General features: G+C 60.6%; 22 protein-coding genes. 16 read left to right on the forward strand and 6 right to left on the reverse strand.

The features are described from left to right. Window positions 1-6 precede the first annotated feature (6 nt). From rpsN to rplQ, 13 genes are all read left to right on the forward strand, one after another. Window positions 7-312 carry a 30S ribosomal protein S14 gene (rpsN, locus tag PWG15_RS05710; RefSeq protein WP_275023493.1) on the forward strand — a complete coding sequence of 102 codons (306 nt, stop codon included), beginning with the start codon at window positions 7-9 and terminating at the stop codon, window positions 310-312. A gap of 12 nt (window positions 313-324) precedes the next feature. Further along, window positions 325-723 (forward strand): 30S ribosomal protein S8, encoded by a 399-nt coding sequence (rpsH, locus tag PWG15_RS05715; protein ID WP_025426677.1) that lies wholly within the window; start codon window positions 325-327, stop codon window positions 721-723. A 45-nt stretch (window positions 724-768) separates the two neighbouring features. After that, window positions 769-1,302: a 50S ribosomal protein L6 gene (gene rplF, locus PWG15_RS05720; protein ID WP_043623391.1), complete on the forward strand. Its 534-nt coding sequence runs from the start codon at window positions 769-771 to the stop codon at window positions 1,300-1,302. A 12-nt stretch (window positions 1,303-1,314) separates the two neighbouring features. After that, window positions 1,315-1,677, forward strand: a complete 363-nt coding sequence (rplR, locus tag PWG15_RS05725; RefSeq protein WP_043623388.1) for a 50S ribosomal protein L18 — start codon at window positions 1,315-1,317, stop codon at window positions 1,675-1,677. Between the two features lie 128 nt (window positions 1,678-1,805). Next, window positions 1,806-2,375 (forward strand): 30S ribosomal protein S5, encoded by a 570-nt coding sequence (gene rpsE / locus PWG15_RS05730; RefSeq protein WP_275023494.1) that lies wholly within the window; start codon window positions 1,806-1,808, stop codon window positions 2,373-2,375. Window positions 2,376-2,387: 12 nt separating this feature from the next. Continuing rightward, window positions 2,388-2,591, forward strand: a complete 204-nt coding sequence (gene rpmD / locus PWG15_RS05735; RefSeq protein ID WP_057255581.1) for a 50S ribosomal protein L30 — start codon at window positions 2,388-2,390, stop codon at window positions 2,589-2,591. Window positions 2,592-2,604: 13 nt separating this feature from the next. Then, window positions 2,605-3,075, forward strand: a complete 471-nt coding sequence (rplO, locus tag PWG15_RS05740; protein WP_057255582.1) for a 50S ribosomal protein L15 — start codon at window positions 2,605-2,607, stop codon at window positions 3,073-3,075. Between the two features lie 235 nt (window positions 3,076-3,310). Then, window positions 3,311-4,651: a preprotein translocase subunit SecY gene (gene secY, locus PWG15_RS05745; protein WP_275023495.1), complete on the forward strand. Its 1,341-nt coding sequence runs from the start codon at window positions 3,311-3,313 to the stop codon at window positions 4,649-4,651. Beyond that, a complete protein-coding gene (locus PWG15_RS05750) occupies window positions 4,648-5,226 on the forward strand; it encodes an adenylate kinase (RefSeq protein ID WP_275023496.1) in 579 nt (192 codons plus the stop codon). Before secY ends, PWG15_RS05750 begins: the two co-directional genes overlap by 4 nt. 232 nt (window positions 5,227-5,458) lie before the next feature. Beyond that, window positions 5,459-5,827 (forward strand): 30S ribosomal protein S13, encoded by a 369-nt coding sequence (gene rpsM, locus PWG15_RS05755; protein WP_034795586.1) that lies wholly within the window; start codon window positions 5,459-5,461, stop codon window positions 5,825-5,827. 225 nt (window positions 5,828-6,052) lie between these two features. After that, complete coding sequence (gene rpsK, locus PWG15_RS05760) at window positions 6,053-6,442, forward strand: 30S ribosomal protein S11 (RefSeq protein WP_003536496.1); 390 nt, start codon at window positions 6,053-6,055, stop codon at window positions 6,440-6,442. Between the two features lie 103 nt (window positions 6,443-6,545). Next, the gene (locus tag PWG15_RS05765) at window positions 6,546-7,556 is read left to right on the forward strand and encodes a DNA-directed RNA polymerase subunit alpha (RefSeq protein ID WP_034795592.1); all 1,011 of its coding nucleotides are present in this window, start codon (window positions 6,546-6,548) and stop codon (window positions 7,554-7,556) included. A 43-nt stretch (window positions 7,557-7,599) separates the two neighbouring features. Further along, window positions 7,600-8,025, forward strand: coding sequence for a 50S ribosomal protein L17 (rplQ, locus tag PWG15_RS05770; RefSeq protein ID WP_057255585.1), 426 nt, complete (start codon window positions 7,600-7,602; stop codon window positions 8,023-8,025). A gap of 187 nt (window positions 8,026-8,212) precedes the next feature. Here rplQ and PWG15_RS05775 read toward each other — a convergent pair whose 3' ends face one another. From PWG15_RS05775 to msrP, 3 genes are all read right to left on the reverse strand, one after another. Next, a complete protein-coding gene (locus PWG15_RS05775) occupies window positions 8,213-8,695 on the reverse strand; it encodes a DUF4304 domain-containing protein (RefSeq protein ID WP_113541385.1) in 483 nt (160 codons plus the stop codon). Window positions 8,696-8,860: 165 nt separating this feature from the next. Continuing rightward, the gene (gene msrQ, locus PWG15_RS05780; RefSeq protein ID WP_113541384.1) at window positions 8,861-9,520 is read right to left on the reverse strand and encodes a protein-methionine-sulfoxide reductase heme-binding subunit MsrQ; all 660 of its coding nucleotides are present in this window, start codon (window positions 9,518-9,520) and stop codon (window positions 8,861-8,863) included. Beyond that, on the reverse strand, window positions 9,517-10,458 hold the full coding sequence (msrP, locus tag PWG15_RS05785; RefSeq protein ID WP_113541383.1) for a protein-methionine-sulfoxide reductase catalytic subunit MsrP: 942 nt from the start codon (window positions 10,456-10,458) through the stop codon (window positions 9,517-9,519). Before msrP ends, msrQ begins: the two co-directional genes overlap by 4 nt. 199 nt (window positions 10,459-10,657) lie before the next feature. Here msrP and PWG15_RS05790 point away from each other — a divergent pair, with 199 nt between their 5' ends. The 3 genes from PWG15_RS05790 to sugE all read left to right on the forward strand — a co-directional run bounded on the left by PWG15_RS05790 (window position 10,658) and on the right by sugE (window position 13,930). Further along, the gene (locus PWG15_RS05790; protein ID WP_275023497.1) at window positions 10,658-12,055 is read left to right on the forward strand and encodes a DegQ family serine endoprotease; all 1,398 of its coding nucleotides are present in this window, start codon (window positions 10,658-10,660) and stop codon (window positions 12,053-12,055) included. Beyond that, window positions 12,052-13,365 (forward strand): replication-associated recombination protein A, encoded by a 1,314-nt coding sequence (locus PWG15_RS05795; protein WP_275023498.1) that lies wholly within the window; start codon window positions 12,052-12,054, stop codon window positions 13,363-13,365. The genes PWG15_RS05790 and PWG15_RS05795 overlap by 4 nt, the downstream gene beginning before the upstream one ends. Window positions 13,366-13,615: 250 nt before the next feature. Then, window positions 13,616-13,930, forward strand: a complete 315-nt coding sequence (gene sugE, locus PWG15_RS05800) for a quaternary ammonium compound efflux SMR transporter SugE (protein WP_275023499.1) — start codon at window positions 13,616-13,618, stop codon at window positions 13,928-13,930. Window positions 13,931-14,051: 121 nt separating this feature from the next. Here sugE and PWG15_RS05805 read toward each other — a convergent pair whose 3' ends face one another. From PWG15_RS05805 to PWG15_RS05815, 3 genes are read right to left on the reverse strand one after another with little or no spacing between them, the layout of a single operon-like run. After that, window positions 14,052-14,837, reverse strand: a complete 786-nt coding sequence (locus PWG15_RS05805) for an ATP12 family chaperone protein (protein WP_275023500.1) — start codon at window positions 14,835-14,837, stop codon at window positions 14,052-14,054. After that, complete coding sequence (locus tag PWG15_RS05810) at window positions 14,830-15,495, reverse strand: HAD-IA family hydrolase (protein WP_275023501.1); 666 nt, start codon at window positions 15,493-15,495, stop codon at window positions 14,830-14,832. Before PWG15_RS05810 ends, PWG15_RS05805 begins: the two co-directional genes overlap by 8 nt. After that, the gene (locus PWG15_RS05815) at window positions 15,495-16,487 is read right to left on the reverse strand and encodes an RluA family pseudouridine synthase (protein WP_275023502.1); all 993 of its coding nucleotides are present in this window, start codon (window positions 16,485-16,487) and stop codon (window positions 15,495-15,497) included. Before PWG15_RS05815 ends, PWG15_RS05810 begins: the two co-directional genes overlap by 1 nt. Window positions 16,488-16,499: the final 12 nt, after the last annotated feature.

Genomic DNA, 16,499 nt, shown 5'->3' on the forward strand with positions numbered 1-16,499 from the left:
ACTGTAATGGCGAAAACGAGCGCAGTTGAAAAGAACAAGCGCCGCCGCAAACTGGTTGCCGGGCAAGCTTCGAAGCGTGCCGCGCTGAAGGCAATCATCATGAACCAGTCTCTGCCGATCGAAGAGCGGTTCAAGGCAACCATCAAGCTGGCAGCTCTGCCGCGTGATGGATCCAAGACCCGCATTCGCAACCGCTGCGAAGTCACCGGCCGTCCGCGCGCCTACTATCGTAAACTTCGTATGTCGCGTATTGCGCTTCGCGAACTGGGCAATCTCGGCAAGGTGCCGGGCATCGTCAAGTCGAGCTGGTAAGGAGACGGGCACATGGCAATGACTGATCCGCTGGGCGATATGCTCACCCGTATCCGTAACGGCGCGGCTCGCCGCAAGTCGAGCGTTTCCACGCCGGCTTCGAAGCTCCGCGCACGTGTTCTGGATGTCCTTCAGGCTGAAGGCTACATCCGTGGGTACTCTGAAGTCGTATTTGGCAACGGCAAGGCCGAGCTGAACATCGAACTGAAGTACTACGAAGGCGCTTCCGTAATCCGTGAGATCGGACGCGTTTCCAAGCCGGGCCGCCGAGTTTATGTCTCGGTTAAGTCCATTCCGCAGGTCGCGAACGGCCTCGGCATCACCATCCTTTCGACCCCGAAGGGCGTGATGGCCGATCATCAGGCACGCGAACAGAATGTTGGTGGCGAGATCCTTTGCTCCGTCTTCTAAGGAAGGTGTAGCAGAGTTCTCCATAGCGAACAGACAGGTATAAAAATGTCTCGTATCGGTAAGAAGCCCGTTCAGGTTCCGGCAGGCGTCACGGCAAGCGTTGATGGCCAGAAGGTAACGGCGAAGGGCCCGAAGGGCGAACTGTTCTTCGTTGCAAACGACGAAGTCTCGGTAAAGCTCGAAGAAAACGCGGTTGTCGTACAGCCGCTCAGCCAGAGCAAGGATGCTCGTTCGAAGTGGGGCATGTCCCGCACGATGATCGAGAACATCTTCAAGGGCGTCAAGGACGGTTACGAGCGCAAGCTCGAAATCAACGGCGTTGGTTATCGTGCGTCGATGCAGGGCAAGAACCTGCAGCTCGCGCTCGGTTTCAGCCACGACGTCGTCTACCAGACGCCGGAAGGCATCACGATTGCTGTTCCGAAGCCGACCGAAATCATCGTGTCCGGCATCAACAAGCAGCAGGTCGGCCAGGTTGCCGCGGAAATCCGCGAATACCGTGGCCCCGAGCCCTACAAGGGCAAGGGCGTCAAGTATGCCGAAGAGCGGATTGTCCGCAAAGAAGGCAAGAAGAAGTAAGGATCACGCGAAATGGCTAGCAGGAAAGATACTCTTGTGCGTCGCGCCAACCGCGTGCGCCGTCAAATCAAGGCGGTCGCCAATGGCCGCCCGCGCCTGTCGGTTCATCGCTCGTCGAAGAACATCTACGTACAGGTCATCGACGACGTGGCCGGCAAGACGCTTGCGTCTGCCTCCACGCTCGATACCGATCTGCGTTCGTCTTTGAAGACGGGCGCTGACACGGCAGCAGCTGCTGCCGTCGGCAAGCTCATCGCTGAGCGGGCCGTAAAGGCTGGCGTCAAGGACGTTGTCTTTGATCGTGGCGCCTTCATCTATCACGGCCGCATCAAGGCTTTGGCCGATGCCGCACGTGAAGGTGGTCTGAACTTCTGATCGGTTGCCAGGCGGGCTTTGTGCCCGCCCGGCACTCTCATAGGTTTCCGGTCGCATCCGATCCATCGGACGGGGGCGACTTTTGTCAATCTGCCGATTGCACCCGGAAAAGAAAAAGGAAAAGGACAATGGCACAGGAAAGAAAGGGTTCTCGCGAAGATCGCCAGAACCGCGAAGAGCGCGACAGCGAATTTGTCGACAAGCTCGTAGCAATCAACCGCGTCGCCAAGGTGGTGAAGGGCGGTCGTCGTTTCGGTTTCGCCGCTCTCGTCGTCGTTGGCGACCAGAAGGGCCGCGTTGGCTTCGGCCATGGCAAGGCACGCGAAGTGCCGGAAGCCATCCGCAAGGCCACGGAAGCTGCCAAGCGCGACCTGATCTTCGTCCCGCTGCGTGGTGGTCGCACCCTGCATCACGACGTTCATGGCCGTCACGGCGCCGGCAAGGTGCTGCTGCGTTCGGCCAAGCCCGGTACCGGTATCATCGCCGGTGGTCCGATGCGCGCCGTCTTCGAAACGCTCGGCGTTCATGACGTCGTTGCCAAGTCGACCGGTTCGTCGAACCCCTACAACATGGTTCGTGCAACCTTCGACGCCCTCAAGAACCAGATGCACCCGAAGGACATCGCAGCTCAGCGCGGCATCAAGTATGCAACGCTCCAGGCTCGTCGTGTTTCCTCCGGCGCTGCTTCCGAAGAATAAGGGAGCTGACAGATGGCTAAGAAAGAAGTTGCCAAGAAGACGGTTACCGTCGAACAGATCGGTAGCCCCATTCGCCGTCCGGCCGTACAGCGTCAGACGCTTATCGGCCTGGGTCTCAACAAGATGCACCGGGTTCGCACGCTGGAAGACACTCCGTCTGTTCGCGGCATGATCCGGACCGTCCAGCACCTCGTTCGCGTCGTCGACGAGAAGTGAGGGGGATACGCTCATGAAACTGAATGAAATCAAGGACAACGAAGGCTCGACCCACAGCCGCAAGCGTCTCGGCCGTGGTATCGGCTCGGGCTCCGGCAAGACCGCCGGCCGCGGTGTCAAGGGTCAGAAGGCTCGTTCGGGCGTTGCCATCAACGGCTTCGAAGGCGGCCAGATGCCGATCTACCGTCGTCTGCCGAAGCGCGGCTTCAACAACATCTTCGCTTCGGAGTTTGTTGTCGTGTCGCTCGGCCGTATCCAGACGGCAATCGACGCCAAGAAGCTCGACGCTTCCAAGACCGTCGATGCGGCTGCCCTCAAGGCTGCTGGCGTCATCCGTCGCGAAAAGGACGGCGTTCGCGTTCTCGCTGACGGCGAACTGAAGGCGAAGGTCTCGATCGAAGTTGCTGGCGCTTCCAAGTCGGCAATCGAAAAGATCGAAAAGGCCGGCGGTTCGGTCAAGCTGCTCGCAGCTGCTGCTGAATAATATTATTGATGAACCGCCCGGGGTGCTTCACTCCGGGCGGTTTTGCTCCCATATGTGAGCCTCACGTCCGCAGCCGGCGAATCGCTTGCCGCAAGCGGACATAGCGGAAACCACGGTGAGGCATCCGATTGCAGACACAATCGCCTCGCGTCCGGTTTTCAATACGAAAAGTTACTCCTTCCGGAACGGACCGGGTGTTCCCGCTGATTCCGAGATTTGGTACGCGGAGAATTGCATGGCTTCTGCAGCGGAACAGCTCGCCTCGAACCTGAATTTCTCGACTTTCGCCAAGGCGGAAGATCTGAAGAAACGTCTTTGGTTCACGCTTGGTGCGCTTCTGGTTTACCGTCTTGGCACCTATATTCCGCTGCCCGGTCTTAACCCGGACGCGTTTGCCCAGGCATTCCGCGGCCAGAGCGGCGGCATTCTTGGTCTCTTCAACATGTTTTCGGGCGGTGCAGTTGAGCGCATGGCGATCTTCGCGCTCGGCATCATGCCCTATATCTCTGCCTCGATCATCGTTCAGCTGATGACCTCGGTCGTTCCGGCGCTGGAACAGCTGAAGAAGGAAGGCGAGCAGGGCCGCAAGATCATCAACCAGTACACCCGTTACGGCACGGTGCTTCTGGGCACGGCGCAGGCTTATGCCATCGCCGTCGGCCTTGAGAGTGGCAACGGCCTCGTGAACGATCCGGGTTGGTTCTTCCGCATTTCGACCGTCATTTCGCTGCTCGGCGGCACCATGTTCCTGATGTGGCTCGGTGAGCAGATCACCTCGCGCGGTATCGGCAACGGCATTTCGCTGATCATCTTTGCAGGCATCGTCGCGCATCTGCCGACGGCTCTTGCCGGTACGCTTGAACTAGGCCGCACCGGCGCGCTTTCGACGCCTCTCATTCTCGCGATCATCGTTATGGTCGTCGGCGTCATCGCGCTTATCGTCTTCGTCGAGCGGGCGCAGCGCCGGCTTCTGATCCAGTATCCGAAGCGCCAGGTCGGCAACCGCATGTTCCAGGGCGACACCTCGCACCTGCCGCTGAAGCTCAACACTTCGGGCGTTATTCCGGCAATCTTCGCGTCCTCGCTGCTGCTGTTGCCGGCAACGCTCGCGGGCTTTGCCAACACGGCGACGCTGCCGGGCTGGGCGACCACCATCGTTGGCTCGCTTGGTCACGGCAAGCCGCTCTACATGGTCCTCTACGGTGCGATGATTGCGTTCTTCGCCTTCTTCTACACGGCAATCGTCTTCAATCCGAAGGATACGGCCGACAATCTCAAGAAGCACGGCGGCTTCATTCCGGGCATCCGTCCGGGCGAGCGCACCGCAGAGTACATCGATTACGTTCTGACGCGCATTACGGTCATCGGCGCGGCGTACCTGATATTCGTCTGCATTCTGCCGGAAGTTCTGATTTCGCAGACCGGTGTGCCGTTCTACCTTGGTGGTACGTCGCTTTTGATTGTTGTCAGCGTGACCCTTGATACGGTAGCACAGATCCAGGGCCACCTCATCGCACAGCAATATGAGGGGCTGATCAAGAAGTCGAAGCTGCGCGGAGGAAAGAGGGGACGATGAGACTGATTTTTTTGGGACCGCCGGGCGCTGGCAAGGGGACTCAGGCCAAGCTTCTGACGGAGAGATACGGCATTCCGCAGCTTTCCACAGGTGATATGCTGCGGGCCGCCGTTGCCCAGGCGACCGAGGTTGGCAAGCGTGCCAAGGCGGTCATGGATGCCGGTCAGCTGGTGTCCGACGAGATCGTCAATGAAATCGTGTCGGACCGCATCGACCAGGCGGACTGTGCGAAGGGTTTCATTCTCGATGGCTACCCGCGTACCGTTCCGCAGGCGATAGCACTCGGCAAGATGCTCGAGGGCAAGGGTCTGAAGCTCGATGCGGTCATCGAGCTGAAGGTCGACGAGGCAGCCCTTGTAAAGCGGATGGAGAATCGCGTAGCGGAAACCATCGCTGCGGGAGGCACGGTTCGTTCTGACGACAATCCGGAAGCCTTCAAGCGTCGACTGACGGAGTACCGGGAAAAGACGGCACCGCTCTCCGAGCACTACGCCGGTACCGGTCAGCTGAGAACGGTCGATGGTATGGCGGATGTGACCGCCGTCACCGCAGAGATCGAGAAGATTCTGGCTTAGACACTGGTCTTTGCCGAAAAGGAACTGCCGGGGAGTTGACTTTTCCGGCCGATTCCGCCAAAGACAGCGCCAACTCGCGACATGGGAGCGATCGGCGCGGTCTTCAAAGAAAATGAAGTCCGAGTACGGTCGTTTTTGACGTGTCTCGAACCTCAATCAACGTGCGGCTCTTCGAGGTCGCGTAACGAAGCACCTATTGCCGGATGGCAACTGGAACGCAAGGAGAATAGACGTGGCACGTATCGCTGGCGTCAACATCCCGACGGCAAAGCGCGTAGTTATTGCGCTGACCTACATTCACGGGATCGGCCCGAAATTCGCACAGGAAATCATCGAAAAGGTCGGTATCCCGGCTGATCGTCGCGTGCATCAGCTGACGGACGCTGAAGTCCTGCAGATCCGCGAAACGATCGACCGCGACTACCAGGTCGAAGGTGACCTGCGTCGTGAGACCTCGATGAACATCAAGCGCCTGATGGACCTCGGCTGCTACCGCGGCCTGCGTCACCGTCGTGGCCTGCCGGTTCGCGGTCAGCGCACCCACACCAACGCCCGTACCCGCAAGGGTCCGGCGAAGGCGATTGCCGGTAAGAAGAAGTAATTTCCCGAAAAGGGAGATTGGGAGGCTGGCGTCAAGCGCCGGCCTCCTTTTGCAGTTTGGAAGGGCGCTTGCCTGACCGCTGTCCGGTCCTTTGACCGGTGATAAGTCCGCGGAGTGGATTTCCGCTCGGCGGGGAAATGAAGATGCAGGGCAGGGGACGATAAATCCTTTTCCCGGTGGAGCCGCTGGAATTACGGCGGTGCAGAGATCTAAGAAAGGGATCCTATGGCCAAGGAAGCCACCCGCGTTCGCCGCCGCGAACGCAAGAACATCACGTCTGGCGTCGCGCACGTCAATTCGTCGTTCAACAACACCATGATCACCATCACCGACGCACAGGGCAACGCGATTGCCTGGTCGTCTGCCGGTGCCAAGGGTTTCAAGGGTTCGCGTAAGTCGACCCCGTTTGCCGCACAGATCGCCGCTGAAGATTGCGCCAAGAAGGCTCAGGAACACGGCATGAAGTCGCTTGAAGTCGAAGTTTGCGGTCCGGGTTCCGGCCGTGAATCCGCTCTTCGCGCGCTGCAGGCTGCGGGCTTCATGATCACCTCGATCCGCGATGTGACCCCGATACCGCACAACGGCTGCCGTCCGCGCAAGAAGCGCCGCGTCTGATCATATGCATTCAACATGCCGGTGAGGGCGTATCCGCGCTCTCCCGGTCTTCGGGGCTCGGTTGTCACGATTGAATGGTGGCAACGAACGGAAGGCAGAAAACATGATCCAGAAGAATTGGCAGGAACTGATCAAGCCGAACAAGGTGGAGTTCGTCTCCTCCGGCCGCACCAAGGCAACGCTGGTTGCGGAACCGCTTGAACGCGGCTTCGGTCTGACGCTCGGCAACGCGCTTCGCCGCGTGCTTTTGTCGTCGCTGCGCGGTGCTGCAGTCACCGCAGTGCAGATCGACGGCGTCCTGCACGAGTTCTCCTCTATCCCGGGCGTCCGGGAAGATGTGACGGACATCGTGCTCAACATCAAGGAAATCGCCATCAAGATGGATGGCGACGACGCAAAACGCATGGTCGTGCGCAAGCAGGGTCCGGGCGTTGTTACCGCCGGTGACATCCAGACGGTTGGCGATATCGAAATCCTCAACCCGAACCATGTGATCTGCACCCTCGACGAGGGCGCGGAAATCCGCATGGAGTTCACCGTCAACAACGGCAAGGGCTACGTACCGGCCGATCGCAACCGTTCGGAAGATGCTCCGATCGGCCTGATCCCGGTCGACAGCCTGTACTCGCCGGTCAAGAAAGTGTCCTACAAGGTGGAAAACACCCGCGAAGGCCAGGTTCTTGACTATGACAAGCTGACGATGTCCATCGAGACGGACGGTTCCGTCACCGGTGAAGATGCGATCGCTTTTGCGGCCCGCATCCTTCAGGACCAGCTGTCGGTCTTCGTCAACTTCGACGAGCCGCAGAAGGAAGCAGAGGAAGAGGCAGTCACCGAACTCGCCTTCAACCCGGCGCTTCTCAAGAAGGTCGACGAACTGGAACTTTCGGTCCGTTCGGCCAACTGCCTGAAGAACGACAACATCGTCTACATCGGCGACCTCATTCAGAAGACCGAAGCAGAAATGCTCCGCACACCGAATTTTGGTCGCAAGTCGCTGAACGAAATCAAGGAAGTTCTCGCTTCCATGGGCCTGCACCTCGGCATGGAAGTGCCGTCCTGGCCGCCAGAGAACATCGAAGATCTCGCCAAGCGTTACGAAGACCAATACTAACCATTGACTGCGGGCGAATGCCTGCAAGTGAAGGAGAATAGCCATGCGCCACGGTAAAGCCGGCCGCAAGCTGAATAGAACCGCCAGCCACCGCAAGGCGATGTTTGCCAACATGGCAGCTTCGCTGATCGAACACGAGCAGATCGTTACGACCCTGCCGAAGGCCAAGGAAATCCGCCCGATCGTCGAAAAGCTCGTCACGCTCGGCAAGCGCGGTGACCTGCACGCTCGCCGTCAGGCGATCTCGCAGATCCGCGACGCCGCTGTCGTTTCGAAGCTGTTCGACACGATCGCATCGCGCTACGCCACCCGCAACGGCGGCTACCTGCGCATCATGAAGGCTGGCTTCCGTCACGGCGACAATGCCGCGCTCGCCGTCATCGAATTCGTTGACCGCGACGTTTCGGCCAAGGGCGCGAAGGACCTCGCCCGCGTTGCCGCCGAAGCTGAAGCTGCTGAAGCAGCCTGAGCCGATCGAAGGCAGTGAAATCAAAGCGGCCGGGTGGCAATCACCCGGCCGCTTTTTTATGGGTTGCCCGCATCTTTGCATTGCTGAGTTTGGATATTGAACGGCCGAGCACGTTCTAAGCCGACGCATAAATATTTTGTTGGCAGCCCGAGCCGCGCATTCATCGCGCCTTTGAGCGCGAGTATGTTCACGTTGGCGAACATGTAGCGGCGCGATGAAGAAGCTCGGCGCCGGCCCTGTTCAGCATCCAATCCGGCAGCGCCTTGCAGAATAGGGCTTCGGCGGCACCGGCTTCCGTTCTGCATCGAAACAGAAGCGGCAAAGCACGCGCGAAGAGCCCGGCAAATTTCGCTTGGCGCTCTTCGTCTGAAAACAACTCGTTTTCTAGATTGAGAAGCTTCACGCACAACTCAGCTTCGCTGGGGGAAAGAACACTTTCAAGCCGGAAGCGGATGTCCCCGTGATACTCCTTAGGTCGTGCAACGGTCGATATCGATCGGAACACGACAGAGCAATTCAAATAGAACTGGTTCCCGAACTGAGACTTCTGGACGTTGACGATCAAAATGGTCTCGGGGCTCTCAAGGTACCAGCTCCTCGCGTTCTTCCGGAAGCCATGTGGCTTCAAAGAATCTGCGACTGCATCCACTATTGGGTTGTTGCTGGACATGTACGCCTCCAGATTGAATGAGCAGCGGAGGACATGGGTAACACAACCGGCTTCGTCCGCGACAGTCTGGCGAGTGTGCTCGCCAACATCGGCATCACGACGCAAAGCTGACGGGGCAATGCGGAGATGGGCTCGCCCCCAATCAGCCAGAGTGCCGTCCGTATCTTAGACCTTTCCCGGGATCGCTCTCGCCGGTGCGCCGGTCGTCTGGCGCTTGCGCCTGAGATAAGGCCTGCGCACCAGACGCCAGAGGAGCAGCACGGTGACCAGGCCCAGATAGAGCATCTGTTCGGGGCCCACGACCTTGACCGACATGGAAAAATGCAAAGCGCCGGCGGCAGCGATCACATAGGCAAGTCGGTGCAGCGTATTCCATCGTGGGCCGAGCCTGCGGATCGACCAGTTGTTGGAGGTCAGCGCCAGCGGGATCAGCATCACGAGGGCTGCCATGCCGATGGTGATGAACGGGCGGCGGGCGATGTCGGCGAGGATGCCCGAGAAATTTAGCCGCTGATCGAGCAGCATGTAAGCGAGGAAGTGCATCAGCACGTAGTAGAAGGCGAGTAGCCCGAGTGCCCGGCGGTAGCGCAGCCAATTGATTCCGAGAAGGTCGCGGATTGGTGTGATCGCCAGGGTCGCGACGAGGAAGCGAAGCGCCCAGATACCAAGCAGATGTTCGAACTCCTTGACCGGGTTGCCGGGCAGTTGACCCGTGGCGCCGAGGTAGAAGGCGTAGGCTGCCGGCAACAGGCCGAATCCGTAGAGCGCCCAGACCGAGGCCGAGTGAAAACGTTTCGGCAATGCGGGGAGGCGGACGCTCGTCAATAGTTCGCCCTCAGATCCATGCCGGCATAGAGGCCAGCGACCTCATCGGCGTAGCCGTTGAAGGGCAGGGTGTCTCGCCGGTTGGAGCCGAAGAAGCCCCCGCCGCCGATGCGGTTCTCCGTCGCCTGGCTCCAACGCGGATGGTCGACCGCCGGGTTGACGTTGGCGTAGAAGCCGTACTCGTTGGGGGCTGAGAGGTTCCAGGTCGAGGGTGGTTGCGTTTCCGTCAACGAAATGCGCACGATCGATTTGATCCCCTTGAAGCCATACTTCCAGGGCGTGACCAGCCGGATCGGCGCGCCGTTCTGATTGGGAAGCGTCTTGCCGTAAACGCCGACGGAAAGAAGCGTAAGTGGGTGGCGCGCCTCATCGAGTCGCAAGCCCTCCCGGTAGGGCCAGGGCAACGGCTGGAAGAAGCCGGACTGACCGGACATTTCGGCCGGTCGCACGACGGTCTCGAACGAGACATACTTGGCGCTGCCAAGAGGCTCCACCTTGTCGAGCAGGGTCGAAAGCTGAAAGCCGGTCCAGGGGATTACCATCGACCATGCCTCGACGCAGCGCATGCGATAGACGCGCTCCTCTATGGGGAACTTCAGCAGTTCCTCAAGCCCGAATTCCTTCGGCTTGCCGACGAGACCATCAACTTTCACGGTCCAGGGAGTCGGCTTGAAGCTGCTCGAGTTGGCGGCCGGATCGCCTTTGCCGGTCCCGAATTCATAGAAGTTGTTGTAGCCCGTGACGTCGGCCTCCGGTGTCAGATCCTCATCGACGACGTATTTGCTTTTCGGTGCGCTCAACGCCGCCGCCAACCCCGTGCCACTGCTTGCAAGAAGGGCGCCGCCGGCAGCCGCACCAAGGAAGGCGCGTCGATTGATGAAGATGCTTTCCGGCGTGATTTCGGAAGAAACGATTCGTGGCGGACGGTAGGATGGCATGGTCTTATCCGTGAGTGATTTATGAGCCCTGTCTTGTACGAACTCACCAGACTTTCGATCACCGTGAAAGGGGTGCGGAACCACGTTTTCGTGCGTAGCGCGTGAAGCCGGCAGCTTTGCGTATCCTGCGCCAACATTTGCCTTTTTTCCCGCGAAATCCTATCTGAACGTAGCCGTGACGAATAGGAGAATGCTTCACATGATCGTTGGTCAAAGAGCGCTTGTCGCGCTCGTCATTGCCGTTTCTCTTGCCTGTCCGGCATTGGCTGAGGAGGCCAAGACGGTTCCCCAGTCGCGCACCGAAATGCAGCTTTCCTTCGCGCCGCTCGTCAAGCAGACCGCAAATGCAGTCGTCAACGTCTACGCCGAACGTGTCGTCGAGCGCCGCTCGATTTTTTCCGGTGATCCCTTCTTCGAGGAGTTCTTTGGCCAGCGCATGCCGAACCGCTCGGAAAAGCAATCCTCGCTCGGCTCCGGCGTGATCGTCGGCAAGAACGGGATCGTCGTGACCAACAACCACGTCATCGAGGGCGCCGACGACATCAAGGTGGCGTTGGCGGACGGCCGCGAGTTTCCCTGCAAGATCGTGCTCAAGGATGACCGACTCGATCTGGCCGTGCTGAAGATCCAGTCGGAAGGTCCGTTCGAGATCGTCCCGCTCGGCGATTCCGATGCGGTCGAAGTCGGCGATCTTGTTCTGGCGATCGGCAATCCCTTCGGCGTCGGCCAGACGGTGACGAGCGGCATCGTCTCTGCGCTCGCGCGCAACCAGGTTTCATCAGGCGATTTCGGCTTCTTCATCCAGACGGATGCGGCGATCAATCCGGGTAATTCCGGTGGCGGCCTGATCGACATGGACGGCGAGCTCATCGGCATCAACACCGCCATCTTCTCCAAGGGCGGCGGCTCGAACGGCGTCGGTTTTGCCATCCCCGCCAATCTGGTGAAGGTCTTCGTTGCGTCGGCCGAAGGCGGCAACGGCGCCTTCGTGCGTCCCTTCATCGGCGCCAGCTTCGAGCCGGTGACCTCGGAAGTGGCCGAGGCCCTTGGCCTCAATCGCGCCCGTGGCGCGCTGGTGACCGCCGTCGTGGCGGGTGGCCCAGCCGAACAGGCCGGCATCAAGCCCGGCCAGGTGATCACCGCCGTCAACGGTATCGACGTCGAACATCCGGATGCGCTCGGCTACCGCCTGACGACGGTTGGCATCGGCCACGAAGCGCGTGTGACTGTGTCGGAAAACGGCAAGCCGCGTGATGTGACGCTCAAGCTCGATCGAGCGCCTGAGACCTCGCCACGTGACGAACGGCTGATCGAAGGCCGCAACCCCTTCGCCGGTGCGGTCGTTGCCAATCTGTCGCCACGTCTCGCTGACGAGTTGCGCATGTCGACTTCGCTCCAGGGCGTCGTCGTCATGCAGGTCAACCGCGGTTCGCCGGCCGCACGCATTGGCCTCGAGCCGAAGGACATCGTGCGTTCAGTCAACGGCACGTCGATCGACACGTCCAAGACCCTGGAGCATGTGATGGCCGACGATGCCTCCTTCTGGCGCGTCGAGATCGAGCGGGACGGCCAACTCATCCGTCAGTTCTTCCGATGAGCGATCTGTTTAGCGCACACGAACCACCTGAGATGGCATCCGCAAGGCCGCTTGCCGACCGGCTTCGTCCGCGGACGCTCGCAGAAGTCACCGGCCAGGAGCACCTGACCGGCGATGATGGCGTGCTGTCGCGCATGATCGCGTCAGGCTCCCTTGGCTCGATGATCTTCTGGGGGCCGCCCGGCACCGGTAAGACGACCGTCGCGCGTCTGCTTTCGGGGGAGGCGGGCCTCGCCTTCGAACAGATCTCGGCCATCTTTTCCGGTGTCGCCGATCTCAAGAAAGTGTTTGAGTCGGCGCGCGCCCGGCGCATGTCGGGCCGCCAGACCCTGCTTTTCGTCGACGAGATCCACCGCTTCAACCGTGCCCAGCAGGACAGCTTCCTGCCCGTGATGGAGGATGGCACCGTCATCCTCGTCGGCGCGACGACCGAGAACCCATCCTTCGAGCTCAACGCAGCTCTGTTGTCCCGCGCTCGCGTGCTGACGTTCAAGCCGCACGGTGAGGACAGTATCCAGGAGCTTCTCTCCCGTGCGGAGCAGGCGGAGGGCAAGCCGTTGCCGCTCGATGCCGACGCCCGCGCGAGTCTGATCCGCATGGCCGATGGCGACGGTCGGGCGGCGCTGACGCTGGCGGAAGAAGTCTGGCGCGCCGCGCGGCGCGATGAGATCTTCGACGTGGCAGCCCTCCAGAACATCGTCCAGCGCCGAGCGCCGGTCTACGACAAGGGCCAGGACGGTCACTACAACCTGATCTCGGCGCTGCACAAGTCGGTACGTGGTTCCGATCCGGATGCCGCGCTTTACTATCTCTGCCGCATGTTCGATGCAGGCGAGGACCCGCTTTATCTTGGGCGGCGGCTGGTGCGCATGGCGGTTGAAGATATTGGTCTTGCCGACCCTCAGGCACTGGTGATCTGCAATGCCGCCAAGGATGCCTACGACTATCTCGGCTCGCCGGAGGGTGAGTTGGCGCTCGCCGAAGCCTGCGTCTATCTGGCGACTGCACCGAAGTCGAATGGTGTCTACACCGCCTACAAGGCTGCGATGCGCTCTGCGAAGGAAAACGGCTCGCTGCTGCCGCCGAAGCATATCCTCAACGCACCGACCAAGCTGATGAAGGGCGAAGGCTACGGTGACGGATATCGCTACGATCACGACGAGCCGGACGCCTTTTCCGGCCAGGACTACTTTCCGGAAAAGATGGGGCGCCAGACGTACTATGATCCGCCGGAGCGTGGTTTCGAGCGAGAAATCCGCAAGCGCCTGGAATGGTGGGCGAAGCTTCGCCGGGAGCGCAGTGCTCCCTAGCGCAGATTCGGGAAAATGCGGGACGGCTGCGTTCGTATAATGTTTGGCCAAGAACACCCGGGTTTTCAGGGTTCAAGGATTGCCCCATTTGGTTTAGCTTTGCCGCCGGCGCAACGCTGATCTGCCGGTGGCTGCCTTGCTGTTGGTACTGGAGTGTGAGATAGAACCCGCATTGCAGACGGCTGCACGGATCGAACTTCGATACCGAACATCCGCGGGGACGGCCTCGCTCCAAATCTAGGAGTTTGACATGGCCTGGTTCCTTCTTCTGCTCGCCGGTATCCTCGAAATCGGCTGGGCAATCGGTCTCAAATATACGGATGGCTTCACGCGCGTCACGCCGACGATCCTCACTGTCGGATCGATGATTCTCAGCATCGCGTTGCTGGGGCTCGCGGTCCGCACTCTGCCGCTCGGCACGGCCTATGCGGTCTGGACGGGTATCGGCACGGTCGGTACCGTCATCCTCGGCATTTTCCTGTTTGCAGAGCCGGCGACAATTGTCCGCCTCGGCTGCATCGCGCTCATCGTCAGCGGCATTGCCGGTCTGAAGCTCGCCGCCTAACGCAGCGTAGCGCCCTGACGTAGCGTCAGGAGCTCAAAACGATAGTTGGAAAAAGAAGTGGGCTGCGCGTCTTCAAAAACGCGCAGCCCACGATCGCATTATAGCGATGTCGCGTTGTCTCTTAGCGCAGGGCGTCCAGAACCGCGGCTGTCGCCTGCATTTCCTGCCAGCGGTTTTCGCGCCGGCGGAAGGCTTCCTCGTCGGTTCCCCAGTGCTCAATCTGCCAGTCTTCGTCGACATGCGCGGCTGTCCAGGCCTCTTCGGCCGTCAGCCTGCCGGATGCGAAGGCAAGCGCCAGCAGGGCCGAGCCGGTCAGGCTCGTCACCGTGTGAATGCAGGTGAGACCGAGCGGCGTGGCGAAAGCGCGCAGGCCCTCGGCATAGGCCGAAAGGGCCTCCTCCGGCTGCTCCTGATGGATAACGCCTTCGGCCAGGATGAAGCGGGCACCCAGCGTCTGCTGTGCCCAGTCGAGCACCGGATTCCAGATCTCGTTCTGGCGTGCGACCAGGCCTTCCGGGCTGTCGGCGCGATAGCAGATCATGTCTGTCCCGGCAAAGCGCAGGATGTCGTCGAACACCGAGCGCTGGTCTTTCGCAACACCATCGAGCGCCGTGTTGACGATGCGGGTGATCGGCATCCGGGCGGGATCGATGACCTCGGCCTGTGCCTGCCATTCGGCGGCCAGCATATCGGCAAGCTTGCGCGTCGGTACGGCAAGCGGTTGCTTTGCCGGCGTGCGCACCGTGCGGCCGTCGAGCAGCACAGCGTGCGTGTCTCCCTCCGCCGCAGCGACGCTGACCTCCTTGTAGAAACGCTTCGGCAGAGGCTTCAGCATCTGGATCTGCGCGCGGCGGACTGGATCTTCGTGGCTCATCGCACCGCTGAGTTCGTCGCGAATATCAGGCATGATTGTGTTCCATCCATTCAATGATGTCGGCCGGTGTTCGGGCGACGAAATCGGCACCCGCCTCGATGAGATCGGGAACGGAGGCATAGCCCCAGGCAACGCCGATGGCGGCCGCTCCCGCGGCCTTGGCCATCTGCATGTCGTAGATCGCGTCGCCGATGACGACCGTATCCTTCGCATCGATGCCCGCTTCCGAACAGCACTCCGTCACCATCGCCGGGTGCGGCTTGGAAGGGCAGTCGTCGGCGGTGCGCGACACGAAGAAGATCCTGTCGAAACCGTGGGTTTCGGAGATGTGGGTGAGGCCGCGCCGCGATTTGCCGGTGACAGCCCCGATCAGCAGTTCGTTGCGCGACGAAAGCGTCTGCATCATGTTGGCGATGCCCGGAAACAAGAGCTCCTGGAAGCCGGCTTCGCTGCGCACGCCCGCAAAGATCGACTTGTAGTGCGCAGTCATCGCCAGTGCCACGTCGTCGACATGCTCTCGGCCAAGCAACCGGGCAATGGCGATATCGAGTGTCAGGCCGATGATGCCTTTAGTGGCAGAGATCTCCGGGCGCTCGCGATCGAACGCCTCGAAGGTGCGTGCCATCACCTCATGGATCAGGCCGCCGCTGTCGACCAGTGTACCGTCACAGTCGAAGAGCGCCAGTTTCATCAGTCTTCCTCGTTGGCGGTGTTTTCGTCGAAGCCGAGCAGGTTCCAGCTCTGCACCATATGCGGCGGCAGCGGTGCAGTGACCTGAAGACGACCGCCGTCGGGATGCGGAATGTCGATATGCCGAGCATGCAGGTGCAGACGGTTCTGCATGCCGCCGGGGAACGACCAGTTGATGTCCGCCTCGAAATACTTGGGATCACCGATGATCGGATGCCCGATATGGGCGGCATGCACACGCAGCTGATGGGTGCGGCCGGTATAGGGTTCCATCTCCAGCCAGGCAAGGTTCTGGCCGGCCTGTTCGACGACGCGATAGTAGGAGATCGCGTGGTCGGCGCCGTCGTCACCGTGTTTGCCAATGCGCATGCGGTCGCCGTCCGGCGTCTGCTCCTTGACGAGCCACGTGGAAATCCTGTCTTCGCGTTTGCGCGGCACGCCCTTTACCAATGCCCAATAGGTTTTCTTGGTGTCGCGCTCGCGGAAAGCGGCGGTCAGCTTCTGGGCGGCGCCGCGGGTACGGGCGATTACCAGCACGCCCGAGGTGTCACGGTCGAGCCGGTGCACCAGACGCGGCTTTTCGCCCTTCTGATTGGTCCAGGCTTCGAGCATCTTGTCGATATGCCTGTTGACGCCTGAGCCACCCTGCACAGCGAGACCGGCTGGCTTGTTGAGCACGATCACCTTGGCGTCTTCGTGCAACACCATGCGCGACAGCAACTCTCCGTCTGGCGAATTCCGAAGGTCGCGCCCGGCGATCGGGCCGGTCTTCGTTTCCTTGGAATCGACACCAAGCGGCGGAATGCGGATCGTCTGGCCCGGTTGAATGCGGGTATCGGACTTGGCGCGCGCGCCGTCGACCCGAATCTGCCCGGAGCGCAAGAGCTTCTGCAGCGGACCGAAACCGAGCCCCGGAAAATGTACCTTGAACCAGCGGTCGAGGCGCATGCCAGCCTCGTCACCGTCCACCTGTCTGTGTTCTATGCCTGCCATTGAACGAACCTG

Source organism: Ensifer adhaerens (genome assembly GCF_028993555.1).
GTDB classification, from domain to species: Bacteria; Pseudomonadota; Alphaproteobacteria; order Rhizobiales; family Rhizobiaceae; genus Ensifer; species Ensifer adhaerens_I.